Here is a 13838-nt window from a genome sequence, read left to right as displayed (position 1 = left end):
CGCGGCTTGCCCCCGGGACAGGGCTGGCCCTATGGTTTCTGCGATGCGCTTGATGATCCCTGTTCTTCTGGGCGGGCTTGCCGCCTGCACCCCCTTGCCAGACCTTGACCTGCCCCTCGATCCCGTGGCGGGCCGGGACAGCGCGTCGATCCCGGGCCTGGTACCGCTGGATGGGCTGCTGGCCCTGGCGGCGGCGCAGGAGGACGCCGCGGCGGGCGGCGGTCCCCGCGACACCGCCGCGCCCGCCGCACGCATGACGGCGCTGAACGCACGGGCGGCGCGCCTGCGCAAGGCCACGGTGATCGATGCGCCCAGCCGCGCCCGCCTGCTGCGCGGCGTTGCCGTGCCCGCGTTGCAGTAGCCGCACATCCGGGCTAACAGGCGCGCAAGGACACAGCGAAGGATCAGCCAGATGACCAGCCCTCTCCGCCTCGGGATCGCCGGCCTCGGAACCGTCGGCGTCGGCGTGGTGCGCATCCTGCGCCAACAGGCCAGGCTGCTTGCCACCCGCGCCGGGCGCCCGATCGAGATCGTGGCCATCTCGGCGCGCACCCGCGACAAGGATCGCGGCGTGACCCTGTCGCATTACGACTGGGAGGACGACCCGGTGGTGCTGGCCCGCCGCGACGACGTGGATGTCTTCGTGGAACTCATGGGCGGATCGGACGGGCCGGCCAAGGCCGCGACCGAGGCGGCCCTGGCGGCGGGCAAGGACGTTGTCACCGCCAACAAGGCGATGCTGGCCCATCACGGCCAGGCCCTGGCCGAACTGGCAGAGGCCAATGGATGCGCCCTGCGCTTCGAAGGCGCGGTGGCAGGTGGCATACCGGTCGTCAAGGCCCTGATGGAGGGGCTGGCGGGCAACGGCATGACCCGCGTCATGGGCGTGATGAACGGCACCTGCAACTACATCCTGACCCGAATGCAGCACGCGGGCCTGAGCTATGACGAGGCCTTTGCCGAGGCCGACGCGCTGGGCTACCTCGAAGCCGACCCGAACCTTGACGTGGGCGGCATCGACGCGGGCCACAAGCTGGCGATTCTGGCCGCGCTGGCCTTCGGCACGCGCTGCGACTTCGACGCGGTCGAGCTGGAGGGCATCGGCGCGATCACCATCGAGGACATCAGTCAGGCGGCCGACATGGGCTATCGCATCAAGCTGCTGGGCGTCGCGCAGATGACCGGCCGCGGGCTGGAACAGCGCATGTCGCCCTGCCTGGTGCCCGCCGGGTCGCCCCTTGGCCAGTTGGAGGGGGGCACCAACATGGTCGTGCTTGAGGGCGACGCGGTCGAGCAGGTCGTGCTGCGCGGCCCCGGCGCTGGCGAGGGCCCCACCGCAAGCGCGGTCATGGGTGACGTGATGGATATCGCCCGGGGGCTGCGGTTGCCGGTCTTCGGTCAGCCCGCCGAGACGCTGGCAGAGGCCAGGCCGGCCAATTCTCCGGTTCCGGCGGCCTATTACCTGCGGCTGCAACTGATCGACAAGCCCGGCGCGCTGGCCAAGATCACCGCGATCCTCGGCGATGCGGGCGTTTCAATCGACCGGATGCGGCAATATGGCCACCAGGACACCTCTGCCCCGGTGCTGATCGTGACCCACAAGACGACCCGCGCCGACCTGAACACAGCGCTTGCCGCGGTGCGCGAGACCGACGTGGTGCTTTCCGACCCGGTGGCGATCCGCATCGAGGAAGTCTGAGTCCATGGCCGAGCGGAGCATCGACCTTGCCACCTGGCCCCGCGCCGGGGCCTTTCGCCTTTTCCGCGATTACCAGCGTCCACATTTCGCCCTGACCACCCGGCTGGACGTGACCCACCTGATGGGGCGAAAGGCGCAGGGGGTCTCGCCGTTCCGCGCCTGTCTCCACGCGCTGGCCGCCGGGTTCCATGCAGTGCCGGAGCTGCGTACGCGCTTTCGCGGGGCGAACACGGTGGTCGAGCATGACCGGCTGACGCTTTCCCCCACCATTGCCCTGCCCGATGGCAGCTTCGGCTTCGGCTACATCGACTACCAGGAAGACTGGCCCGCCTTCGATGCAGCCGCCAAGGCCGAGATCGCCGCAGTCCGCGCCGGGGCGCCGCGCGTGCCCAACACGGGCGCACGCGACGACCTGCTCTACCTGTCCTGTCTGCCCTGGGTGGATTTCACCGGGCTGACCAATGCGATGCCGGACGCGCAGGACTGCATCCCGCGGCTGAGCTGGGGCAAGTTCGTGACCGGCGAGAACGGGCATATCACCTGCGCCTTCACCGCCGAGGTCCACCACGCCATTGCAGACGGGGCGCACCTGGGCCAGGCGGTTGCTGCGATACAGGACAGGTTGGACAACGTGTAGCCTCCGGTCGGTCAAGCGCGGACGCGCGCCCCTCGGTGCGCCCGGACCGGCGGCAACCGACCCCTGTTAGCGCGCACAGGCTTGTCGCGATGGTCCCGGCACGCTAGGCGACTGGCAACGCCACTTCCCGAGAAGGACCCGCGCCCATGTCGCTTCCCACCGATTTCAATGACCGCATGCTTTCCCTGGGCCTGGCCCGGGTGGCCGAACAGGCGGCCATCGCCAGTGCCGACTGGATCGGCCGCGGCGACGAGAAGGCCGCCGACCAGGCCGCTGTCAACGCCATGCGCGACCAGCTCAACAAGCTGGACATCCAGGGCACCGTGGTCATCGGCGAGGGCGAGCGCGACGAGGCGCCCATGCTGTTCATCGGCGAAGAGGTCGGCAACGGCCAGGGCCCCCACGTGGACATCGCGCTGGACCCGTTGGAAGGCACGACCCTGACGGCAAAGGACATGCCCAACGCGCTGACCGTGATCGCCATGGCATCACGCGGAACGCTGTTGCACGCGCCGGACACTTACATGGACAAGCTGGCCATCGGGCCGGGCTACAGGCCCGGCGTGGTCACCCTGGCCATGTCGCCGGCAGAACGGGTCTCGGCCCTGGCCTCGGCCAAGGGCTGTTCGACCAAGGACATCACGGTCTGTGTTCTCGAAAGGCCTCGCCATGCCGACATGATCGCAGAGTTGCGCAGCACCGGCGCAGCGGTGCGGCTGATCACCGATGGCGACGTGGCCGGGGTGATGCACTGCGCCGAACCCGCCACGGGCATCGACATCTACATGGGCCAGGGGGGCGCCCCCGAGGGGGTACTGGCCGCCGCGGCACTGAAATGCATGGGCGGGCAGATCTACGGGCAGCTGGTCTTCCGCGATGCCGCCGAGCGCGGCCGCGCCGACAAGGCCGGGATCACCAACCTTGACCGGGTCTATACCCGCGACGACATGGTCACCGGTGACGTGATCTTCGCCGCGACCGGGGTGACGGACGGCTCGCTCCTGCCCGGTATCCAGCGCGAACCGGACAGCCTGACGACGGAAACGATTCTCATGCGGTCCAAGACCGGATCGGTCAGGCGCATGCGATACCGCAACCCGGTCTGAAAATTTCTACCTTAAAACAATGTCTTGAAGGACCGTTTCCGGTTCGCGAAAGGGAGGCGCTCCAAGACACTTGCATATATAAGGTTTTTTACATATATACCGGTTCAGGCGCTGCATCCCGCCGACCAAAAGCTTGTAACACGAACCAGGGCGCGCGCCGCTGCAACGGGCCGCTCCCACAAGGGGAACCGATAGACCGATGACCACGGAATTCACACCTTTCCTGTCGCTATTCGGCGGGCTGCTGATCGGCAGTTCGACCGTGCTTCTGATGCTGACCCTGGGCCGGATCATGGGCGCCACGGGCGTTCTTGCCGGATTTCTTCAGCCGACCTCGGCCTCTGACTGGTCCTGGCGCGCGGCGCTGCTTGCCGGCATGGTGACGGCCCCCATCCTGATGACGGTGGTGACCGGCCAGCCGCCCACGATCCAGGTCCCTGTGAGTACGCTGATGATGATCGTCGGCGGCTTCATCGTCGGGGTCGGTGTCACCTACGGCGCCGGCTGCACCAGCGGCCACGGCGTCTGCGGCATGGCGCGTTTCTCGCCGCGCTCAATCGCCGCGACCGTCACATTCATGATCTTCACCGCGATCACGGTCTACGTGGTCCGTCACGTCTTCGGAGTTTGATATCATGCTGCGCATCATCTCGACTTACCTCATCGGCCTCGTCTTCGGCATCGGGATCATGATGTCCGGCATGGCCAATCCCGCCAAGGTGCTGAACTTCTTCGATGTCTTCGGCACCTGGGACGCGTCGCTCATCTTCGTGATGGGCGGGGCCATCCTGGTGGCCGCTCCGGGCTACTGGCTGGTGGTGGCACGCCCCGCGGGCAAGCCGCTTATGGGCGAGGCCTTTCACGTCCCGCAGAACCGCAAGCTGGACATGAAACTGATCGCCGGCTCCGCCACTTTCGGCGTTGGCTGGGGGATCGCGGGCTTCTGCCCCGGCGGCGCCCTGCCCGCCATCGGCACGCTCAACCCTGCAGTTCTGACGTTCACCGCCGCGCTTGTCGTCGGCATCTTCACCGCGAAGTTCACGCAAAATCTGACCGCACGCCGCGCCAACTCGGCCGCGGCCTGACCCTGACACGGAGAAACAGGACATGACCGACTATCCCGTCAACACCGAGATCAAGCCCGAGGTCCAGGCGTTCTTCGACGACGCCACAAACACGATCTCCTACATCGTGAAGGACCCGACCTCGGACAGCTGCGCCATCGTCGACAGCGTCATGGACATCGACTATGCCGCTGGCCGCATCACCTATGACCACGCCGACGAACTGATCCGCCAAGTTCAGGACCAGGGCCTCAAGCTGGAGTGGATCATCGAGACCCACGTTCACGCCGACCACCTGTCCGCCGCGCCCTACATCCAGGAAAAGACCGGCGGCAAGATCGGCATCGGTTCCAAGATCATGGTCGTGCAGGACACCTTCGGAAAGGTCTTCAACGAAGGCACCGAGTTCCAGCGCGACGGCAGCCAGTTCGACGCCCTGTTCGAGGACGGCGACACCTACATGGTCGGCAACATGCCCGTCTTCGCCATGTACACGCCCGGCCACACCCCGGCCTGCATGGTGCATGTGATGGGCGACGCCGCTTTCGTGGGCGACACCCTGTTCATGCCCGATGGCGGCTCGGCCCGGGCGGACTTTCCCGGCGGCGACGCTGCGACACTCTACGACAGCATCCAGAAGGTTCTGGCCCTGCCCGACGAGATGCGCCTGTTCATGTGCCACGACTATGGCCCCGGCGGCCGCGACATCGCCTGGGAAACCACGGTGGGCGAGGAGAAGGCAAACAACATCCACGTCGGCGGCGGCAAGACGAAAGAGGACTTCGTCAAGTTCCGCACCGAGCGCGACGCGCAGCTGGGCATGCCCAAGCTGATAATCCCGTCGCTGCAGGTGAACATGCGCGCGGGCGAGATCCCGACCGACAAGGACGGCAACCCGATGCTCAAGGTGCCTGTCAACGGTCTGTAAGCCGACCCGAGACCGCGCCCCGACTGCAAGGAGAGGACAATGGAATTCAAGACCATCACCGACGCGATCACGGTCAGTCCGCAGGTCTGCCCCGATGAACTGACGGCCATCAAGGAAGCGGGCTATCGCGCGATCATCTGCAACCGCCCCGACGGCGAAGCGGCCGACCAGCCCACCTTCGAAGAGATCGAGGCGGCGGCGAACAAGGTCGGTCTTGAGGCCCGATACCTGCCCATCGTGGCCGGCAAGGTCAGCGACGCGGATGCCGAGGATTTCGGCACCGCGCTGACCGAGCTGCCGGGCCCGGTCCTGGCCTATTGCCGGACCGGCACCCGGTCGGCCACGCTTTGGTCGCTGGCCAGCGCGGACCGGCTGGACCCGAGCGAGATCCTGTCGAAGACCAAGGCGGCCGGCTATGACATGGCCGGGGTCGTGCGCCGCATCGTCAACGGCGGCAAGACACCCACCGATACGGGCGACGCCAAGTACGACGTGGTGATCGTCGGCGGCGGGGCGGCGGGCGTGGCCGCGGCTGCCTCGATCCTGCAGCGCCGCCAGGGGTTGGAAATCGCCCTCATCGACCCCGCCGACATCCACTACTACCAGCCTGGCTGGACCATGGTGGGCGGCGGTGTCTTCGATGCCTCGACGACCGCCAAGACCATGGGCAGCCTGATTCCCAAGGGCGTGCACTGGCTCAAGTCCGCCGTCGCCGCCTTTGAACCCAAGGACAACGCTGTCGTGCTCGACGGCTGCCGTGTGGTGAAATACGACCGGCTGATCGTGGCGCCGGGGCTCAAGCTCGACTGGAGCGCGGTTGACGGCTTGGTGGACACGCTTGGCAAGAACGGCGTGACCTCGAATTACCGCTACGACCTTGCGCCCTATACCTGGGAGCTGGTCAAGGACCTGAAAGAGGGGCGTGCCCTTTTCACCCAACCGCCCATGCCGATCAAATGCGCGGGCGCGCCGCAGAAGGCCATGTATCTGTCGGCCAACAACTGGGAGGAAATGGGCGTTCTGGACAAGATCGATATCCAGTTCATGAACGCGGGCGGCGTGCTCTTCGGGGTCAAGGACTATGTCCCGGCGCTGGAAAGCTATGTTGAACGCTACGGTGCGAAACTCAATTTCTTCCACAACCTCGTGGCCGTGGATGGCCCCGCGAAAAAGGCGACATTCAAGGTCAACGCGCCCGACGAGGAAGACCGCGAAGTCACCGTCGATTTCGACATGATGCATGTCACGCCGCCGCAGACCGCGCCGGATTTCATCCGGGTTTCGCCGCTCGCGGATGCCGCCGGTTGGGTCGACGTGGACCAGGCCACGCTACGCCACAAGGAGTTCGACAACATCTGGGCGCTGGGCGACGTGATGAACGCTCCCAACGCCAAGACCGCTGCCGCCGCGCGGATGCAGGCCCCGGTGGTCGCCGCCAACGTGCTGGCCGATATCGACGGACACGGGCCGCAGCTGCAATACAACGGCTACGGCTCCTGCCCGCTGACAGTGGAAAAGGGCAAGATCGTCCTGGCCGAGTTCGGCTATGGCGGCACCCTGCTGCCCTCGTTCCCCAAGTGGATAATAAACGGCCAGAAACCCTCGCGCCTGGCCTGGCTGCTCAAGGAACAGGTGCTGCCGCCCGTCTACTGGCGCGCCATGCTCCGGGGCCGCGAATGGCTGGCCCGCCCTGAAAAAGTCAGCGCCAGCTGACCCCCTGACCCTGCGGACCCTTTTACCGGGTCCACCCTCATGGCCGGCGGGGTTCCCCTGCCCCGTCGGCGCTTTCCGATTTCGAAAAGGCCCCCGTGATGCGCGCATTGTCCAGATACCTGCCGATCCTGACCTGGGGTCGCGCCTATGACCGCAACGCCCTGTCAAACGACCTGATCGCGGCGGTGATCGTCACCATCATGCTGATCCCGCAGTCGTTGGCCTATGCGCTGCTGGCCGGGCTGCCGCCCGAGGCCGGGATCTATGCCTCGATCGTGCCGATCATGCTTTATTCCGTCTTCGGTACCAGCCGCGCCCTGGCCGTGGGTCCGGTCGCGGTTGTCTCGCTGATGACCGCCGCCGCCATCGGCGAGGTGGCCCAGCAGGGCACCGCCGGCTATGCCACCGCTGCGCTGACGCTGGCGGGACTGTCGGGAGCGATGCTGCTGACGCTGGGTGTCCTGCGCCTGGGCTTTCTGGCCAACTTCCTGTCGCATCCCGTGATCGCGGGGTTCATCACCGCCAGCGGTATCCTCATCGCCACCAGCCAGCTGTCGAGTGTCCTCGGGATCGACGCCTCGGGGCATACCCTGCCCCACCTGCTGGAAAGCCTGTTCCACAACCTGTCGCAGATCAACTGGATCACTCTGGCCATCGGCACGGCGGCCACCGGGTTCCTGTTCTGGGTGCGCAAGGGGCTCAAGCCGCTGCTGCTGAACGCGGGGCTGGGCCCGCGGCTGGCGGACATCCTGACCAAGGCAGGGCCGGTCGCCGCCGTCGTCGTCACCACGCTGCTGGCCGGGGTATTCCGGCTGGACACGGCCGGCGTGCAGATCGTCGGTGCCGTGCCGCAGGCCCTGCCGCCCTTCACGCTGCCCGACACCTCTTGGGACCTGATCCGCGCACTGTTCATGCCCGCGCTGCTGATCTCGATCATCGGGTTCGTGGAATCAATCTCGGTGGCCCAGACGCTGGCCGCCAAGAAACGCCAGCGCATCGACCCGAACCAGGAGTTGATCGGCCTTGGCGCGGCCAATCTCGGCGCGGCCTTCACCGGCGGCTACCCGGTCACCGGCGGTTTCGCACGTTCGGTGGTTAATTTCGACGCCGGCGCCGAGACACCCGCGGCCGGCGCCTTCACCGCCATCGGTCTGGCCATCGCCGCGGTCGCCCTGACCCCGCTGATCTATTTCCTGCCCAAGGCCACGCTGGCGGCCACGATCATCGTCGCCGTGTTGTCACTCGTGGACCTGTCCATCCTTAAGCGGGCCTGGACCTATTCGCGCGCCGATTTCGCCGCCGTGCTGGCCACCATCCTGCTGACCCTCGGCTTCGGTGTGGAAACCGGGGTGAGCGCGGGCGTGATCCTGTCCATCGCGCTGCATCTCTACAAGACATCGAAACCCCACGTGGCCGAGGTCGGCCTTGTCGCGGGGACCGAGCATTTCCGCAATATCCGCCGCCACCAGGTCGAGACCCATCCGCGCGTCATCACTCTGCGTGTCGACGAAAGCCTCTATTTCGCCAATGCGCGCTTCCTGGAAGACTACCTCTACGACCGGGTGGCAGAGGATTGCGGTCTGTCCGACGTGATCCTGCAATGCACCGCGATCAACGAGGTCGACATGTCCGCGCTGGAAAGCCTCGAGGCGATCAACACGCGCCTCAAGGACCTGGGCATCCGGCTGCACCTGTCAGAGGTCAAGGGCCCGGTGATGGACCGGTTGCGCAGGTCGCATTTCCTCGACGAACTGGGCGGCAATGTCTTCCTGACGCAGTACGGGGCCTGGACGGATCTGACCGGCGATGGGACCACTCGGGCGGCGTGATCAGCCCGCCTCGCCCCCTGTGGACCCGTTTGCGGGCTGGGGTACAGGGCTGTCGGGGTGATCGAATTCATCCGGCGGCACCGGCTCGCCCACCACACGTGGATCGCAGGCCACCATGGAGCTGCCCCGGTCGCGGATGATCAGCCCGCCGCGGGCACGACACTGCTCGAAGCTCATGCTCGACCCGAGCACGATGTATTCGCGCATGCCGCCCGCGCCACCCGTCATGGCGGCCTCGTCGCAGGCGCCCAGCGCCAGAAGCACCGCCAGCACAGTCAAACCGCGTGTCATTGCTCGCCTCCGCTGCAAGAGCCCGACTCGCGGATCAGCATAGCCCCCGCGAGCGGGAATGTCGCCTCAATAGGGCATGGGATAGGCGCGATGGGCGGCGTCGATGTCGGCCAGTACCGCCTCGGAGAGGGTCATCGCGTCGCCCGCCAGCATGTGCTCCAGTTGTGCGCGCGTCGTCGCCCCGAAGATCGCCGACACCGGGAAGGGCCGCGTGCGCTGCCAGGCCATGGCCATGTGCACCGGGTCCAGCCCGTGTTTCGCCGCCACGTCGAGATAGGCCTGCACCGCCGGCAGCACGCGCGGCGTCATGCGGCCCCCAAGGCTGGCGTTGCCCCCGTCGCGGCGCGACCCGGCGGGCGTCACGTCGCCCTGGTACTTTCCCGTCAGCAGTCCGGCGCCCAGCGGCGAGAAGGACAGCAGGGTCACGTCCTCGTTCACCGCCATCTCGGCCATGTCGGTGTCATAAAGACGGCAGAGCAACGAGTATTCGTTCTGCACGCTGGCCATGCGCGGCGCGCCGAGCTGCTCGGCCAGGTCGATCCAGCGGGTGCAGCCCCAGGCGCTTTCGTTGGACATGCCGAAGGCGCGGATCTTGCCGGCCTTGCGCGCCCGCTCCAGCCCTTCGAGGACACCGGCCATGTGGTCCATGGTCCGCTCACGGTCCTGACCAGAGGGATCGAAGGTCCAGTTCTGGCGGAACATGTAGGACCCGCGCATGGGCCAGTGCAGCTGGTAGAGGTCGATCCAGTCGGTGCCAAGGCGGCGCAGCGAGTCATCGATCAGCATCTCGATGTTATCGGGGCCATACCCTTCGCCATCGCGGATCATGCGGCTGTCGCCGCCCGCCTTGGTGGCCAGCACCACCCGATCGCGCTTGCCGCTGGCCGCGAACCACCGGCCGATCATTTCCTCGCAGGTGCCGACGGTTTCAGGGCGCACCGGGTTCACCGGATACATCTCGGCGGTATCGAAGAAGTCGATCCCCGCCTCCAGCGCCATGTCCATCTGCGCAAAGGCGTCGTGCTGCGGCGTCTGCGAACCGAAGGTCATGGTGCCAAGGCACCAGTCGCTGACCGCGATCCCCGTGCGGCCCAGTTCCAACCTGTTCATGTTCCGTCCCCTTGTTCGCTCTGTTCCTCGTGTCGCGGCGACGATAGCTTAATGACACCCAGCAACAAGCGATTCAGGCCCGGCCATTCCCCGCCCCGCGTATCATCGGCGACCACGCCTGTCGCATAGCGACAACAGTGCCGCCCCGCCCCGGCCCAGGATGATCCCATGCGCATGATCGTTTCCTTCGCCGCGCTTCTGCTCTCGGCGCTTCTGTTGCAGCTGTCCTCGGGTGGCGTCGGGCCGCTGGACGCGCTGACCGGACTCGGCGCCGGGTTCACCCGGGCACAGGTGGGGTTCCTTGGCTCGGCGCATTTCGTGGGGTTTTTCATCGGTTGCTGGTGGGCGCCGCGACTGATGGGCAATGTCGGACATTCGCGGGCCTTCGCCGTATTGACCGCGATGGGCGCGATCGGGCTGGCGGGCCACGTGCTGATCCAGTCCCCTCTGGCCTGGGCGCTGCTGCGCATCGGCACCGGCATCTGCATCGCGGGCTGCTACACGGTGATCGAGGCCTGGTTGCAGGCCAAGGTCACCAACAGCACGCGCGGGCGCACGATGGGAATCTACCGCGCGGTGGACATGGGCGGCAGCCTGGTCGCACAACTGATGATCGGGATGCTGGCCGACCTTCAGACCTATGTCGCCTATACCCTTCTGACCATGCTTTGCGTGGCCTCGCTGTTACCGCTGGCACTGACCCGGCTGCCCCAGCCCGATACGCCCGAGGCGACCCGGCTGCGCCCCTTGCTGGCATGGCAGATGTCGCCGCTGGCCGTGGCGGGGGTGCTGGTCGCGGCGCTTTCGGGGGCCTCCTTCCGGATGGTCGGCCCGATCTACGGACAGGAAGTCGGCCTGGACCCCGGCCGGATCGGCCTGTTTCTGGCCGCATTCGTCGCAGGCGGCGCGCTGGCGCAATACCCCACCGGCTGGCTTGCGGACCGTTTCGACCGGCGCTGGGTGCTGGTCTGGCTGTCGGTGGCCGCTGTCGGCGCCTGCCTCGTGACCGTGACCGCCGCGGGACTTGGCGAAGGGGCGATCCTGCTGGCCGCCACGCTGTTCGGGCTGACCACCTTCCCGGTCTATTCCGTGGCCACCGCTCATGCGCACGACTTTGCCAGTGCCGACCAGCGGGTCGAACTGTCGGCGGCGCTGATGTTCGTCTTCGCGCTGGGGGCCATCGCCGCGCCCTGGACCACATCGATCCTGATCGAGCATTTCGGTCCGGCGGCCATGTTCCATTTCGTGGCACTGGGGCACATAGGCCTGATCGTCTTCGGTGTCGCGCGGATGCGCGTGCGGGGCGCCCCGGCCCGGCGCACGCGCTACGTTTGGGCGCCGCGAACCTCTTTCACCATCGGCCGCCTTCTGGGGCGGAGCCGCGACCGGGACGAGGCCGGCAAATGACACGCCCCCTCTGGCCCTTCCCGGCCCGAGCGATTACACGGGGCCTGCGGACACCCATCAACAGGGAGACGTCATGGCCCGGCACCTCATCACCTCGGCGATCCCCTACATCAACGGGATCAAGCACCTCGGAAATCTCGTGGGAAGCCAGCTTCCGGCAGATCTCTTCGCGCGCTACCTGCGCGGGCGCGGGCACGAGGTGCTGTTCCTGTGCGCCACGGACGAACACGGAACCCCGGCCGAGCTGGCCGCCGCAAAGGCGGGTAAACCGGTGGCCGACTACTGCGCCGAGATGTGGCAGGTCCAGTCCGACATCGCCGAGGGCTTCGGCCTGTCCTTCGACCATTTCGGGCGCTCGTCCTCCAATGCCAACCACAAGCTGACCCAGCATTTCGCCAGGAAACTGGACGAGGCCGGGTTGATCCGCGAGGTCAGCGAAACCCAGATGTATTCCAAGGCCGATGGCCGTTTCCTGCCAGACCGCTATATCGAGGGCACCTGCCCCGAGTGCGGCTTCGAATCCGCGCGCGGCGACCAGTGTGACAACTGCACCAAGCAGCTGGACCCGGTGGACCTGATCAACCCGCATTCGACGATTTCCGGCGCAACCGACCTGGAAATGCGCAAGACCAAGCACCTCTACCTGTGCCAATCCAAGTTGAAAGACCGGCTGGAAGACTGGATCGACACCCGCGAGGGCTGGCCGGTGCTGACCACCTCGATCGCCAAGAAATGGCTGAATGACGGCGACGGACTGCAGGATCGCGGCATTACCCGCGACCTTGACTGGGGCATCCCGGTGCAGCGTGGCGACGACCCCTGGCCGGGCATGGAGGGCAAGGTCTTCTACGTCTGGTTCGACGCCCCAATCGAATACATCGCCTGCGGACAGGAATGGGTCGATGCCGGCAAGGGCGACGACTGGGAACGTTGGTGGCGCACCGACAAGGGCGCGGACGACGTGACCTATACCCAGTTCATGGGCAAGGATAACGTGCCCTTCCATACGTTGTCCTTCCCGGCCACGATCCTGGGGTCGGGCGAGCCCTGGAAACTGGTCGATTACATCAAGTCGTTCAACTACCTCAACTACGACGGCGGCCAGTTCAGCACCTCGCGCGGGCGCGGCGTCTTCATGGACCAGGCACTCGAGATCCTGCCCGCGGATTACTGGCGCTGGTGGCTGCTGTCGCACGCGCCGGAATCGGCGGATGCCGAATTCACCTGGGAAAGTTTCCAGTCAGGCGTCAACAAGGACCTGGCCGATGTTCTTGGCAATTTCGTCAGCCGCGTAACCAAGTTCTGCCGCTCGAAGTTCGGCGAGGCGGTGCCGTCGGGCGGCGCGATGGGCGCACCCGAACAGGCCCTGGTCGAGGACCTGACCCGCCGCATTGCCGCCTACGCGGCGCACATGGACGCCATCGAGGTCCGCAAGGCCGCCGCCGAACTGCGCGCCATCTGGGCCGTGGGCAACGAGTACCTGCAAGAGGCCGCGCCCTGGGCCACTTTCAAGCAAGACCCGGACAAAGCTGCCATGCAGATCCGCCTGGCGCTGAACCTGGTCCGGCTTTACGCGGTGCTTTCGGCCCCCTTCATCCCCGGGGCCTCAGCGACCATGTTGCAGGCAATGAATGCCCCCGATGCGGACTGGCCCAATGACGTGCAAGAAGCACTCGGGGCGCTTCCGGCCGGCCATGGCTTCACAGTGCCCGACAACCTCTTCACCAAGATCACCGACGACCAGCGCGACGACTGGCAAACCCGCTTCGCCGGCGCCCGGGCCTGAGCCCACCCCGCGCATCACGTCCTCAATGTCAGGATCAAGGCACGCGGAAGCGCCCCTTTCTGGTACCCGCGGCCGGCACCCACATATTGTATGTGCTAGTTCGCCTCTGTCCACATTTGCCACATTTAGGCTTAAAAACTTGGTCCTGTCTGTCTTTGCTTGTCTTGTGCTGTTCGGTCCTATCCAATACCCTAGGGTGTATATTTGGGTGGACGAGAAATGAGAGCACGGAACAGGCTGACAGCGGGGTTTCTGAAGTCGCCACCGG

13 protein-coding genes are annotated in these 13838 nt (G+C 66.3%); 11 read left to right on the top strand and 2 right to left on the bottom strand.

Going from position 1 to position 13838, the window contains the following annotated elements; all coding sequences use genetic code 11:
- The first annotated feature begins 43 nt into the window (after nt 1-43).
- From VJ897_RS13150 to sulP, 9 genes are all read left to right on the top strand, one after another.
- Nucleotides 44-361 carry a hypothetical protein gene (locus tag VJ897_RS13150; RefSeq protein WP_324056151.1) on the top strand — a complete coding sequence of 106 codons (318 nt, stop codon included), beginning with the start codon at nt 44-46 and terminating at the stop codon, nt 359-361.
- 51 nt (nt 362-412) lie between these two features.
- The gene (locus VJ897_RS13145; protein WP_324056150.1) at nt 413-1699 is read left to right on the top strand and encodes a homoserine dehydrogenase; all 1287 of its coding nucleotides are present in this window, start codon (nt 413-415) and stop codon (nt 1697-1699) included.
- Between the two features lie 4 nt (nt 1700-1703).
- Entirely contained in the window at nt 1704-2336 is a 633-nt protein-coding gene (locus VJ897_RS13140; protein ID WP_324056149.1) for a CatA-like O-acetyltransferase, read from the top strand.
- Nucleotides 2337-2482: 146 nt separating this feature from the next.
- A complete protein-coding gene (gene glpX / locus VJ897_RS13135) occupies nt 2483-3442 on the top strand; it encodes a class II fructose-bisphosphatase (RefSeq protein WP_324056148.1) in 960 nt (319 codons plus the stop codon).
- A gap of 199 nt (nt 3443-3641) precedes the next feature.
- Nucleotides 3642-4073 (top strand): YeeE/YedE family protein, encoded by a 432-nt coding sequence (locus tag VJ897_RS13130; RefSeq protein WP_324056147.1) that lies wholly within the window; start codon nt 3642-3644, stop codon nt 4071-4073.
- A 7-nt stretch (nt 4074-4080) separates the two neighbouring features.
- Nucleotides 4081-4527, top strand: coding sequence for a DUF6691 family protein (locus VJ897_RS13125; protein WP_324056214.1), 447 nt, complete (start codon nt 4081-4083; stop codon nt 4525-4527).
- Nucleotides 4528-4549: 22 nt separating this feature from the next.
- Nucleotides 4550-5434 carry an MBL fold metallo-hydrolase gene (locus VJ897_RS13120; protein ID WP_324056146.1) on the top strand — a complete coding sequence of 295 codons (885 nt, stop codon included), beginning with the start codon at nt 4550-4552 and terminating at the stop codon, nt 5432-5434.
- 39 nt (nt 5435-5473) lie between these two features.
- Entirely contained in the window at nt 5474-7147 is a 1674-nt protein-coding gene (locus tag VJ897_RS13115) for a bifunctional protein tyrosine phosphatase family protein/NAD(P)/FAD-dependent oxidoreductase (RefSeq protein ID WP_324056145.1), read from the top strand.
- A gap of 98 nt (nt 7148-7245) precedes the next feature.
- A complete protein-coding gene (gene sulP / locus VJ897_RS13110; protein ID WP_324056144.1) occupies nt 7246-8976 on the top strand; it encodes a SulP family inorganic anion transporter in 1731 nt (576 codons plus the stop codon).
- Here sulP and VJ897_RS13105 read toward each other — a convergent pair whose 3' ends face one another.
- A complete protein-coding gene (locus tag VJ897_RS13105) occupies nt 8977-9267 on the bottom strand; it encodes a hypothetical protein (protein WP_324056143.1) in 291 nt (96 codons plus the stop codon).
- 66 nt (nt 9268-9333) lie between these two features.
- Complete coding sequence (locus VJ897_RS13100) at nt 9334-10377, bottom strand: aldo/keto reductase (protein ID WP_324056142.1); 1044 nt, start codon at nt 10375-10377, stop codon at nt 9334-9336.
- A 168-nt stretch (nt 10378-10545) separates the two neighbouring features.
- On the opposite strand from VJ897_RS13100, the gene VJ897_RS13095 reads away from it, so the two are divergent.
- Both VJ897_RS13095 and metG read left to right on the top strand, forming a co-directional pair.
- Nucleotides 10546-11784, top strand: coding sequence for an MFS transporter (locus VJ897_RS13095; protein ID WP_324056141.1), 1239 nt, complete (start codon nt 10546-10548; stop codon nt 11782-11784).
- Nucleotides 11785-11857: 73 nt separating this feature from the next.
- Nucleotides 11858-13570, top strand: a complete 1713-nt coding sequence (gene metG / locus VJ897_RS13090; RefSeq protein WP_324056140.1) for a methionine--tRNA ligase — start codon at nt 11858-11860, stop codon at nt 13568-13570.
- Nucleotides 13571-13838: the final 268 nt, after the last annotated feature.

Source organism: Salibaculum sp. (genome assembly GCF_035270045.1).
In the GTDB taxonomy this organism is placed as follows: domain Bacteria; phylum Pseudomonadota; class Alphaproteobacteria; order Rhodobacterales; family Rhodobacteraceae; genus Salibaculum.
The sequence above is the reverse complement of the archived record's forward strand: the minus strand, read 5'-3'. Positions and strand labels throughout refer to the sequence as shown.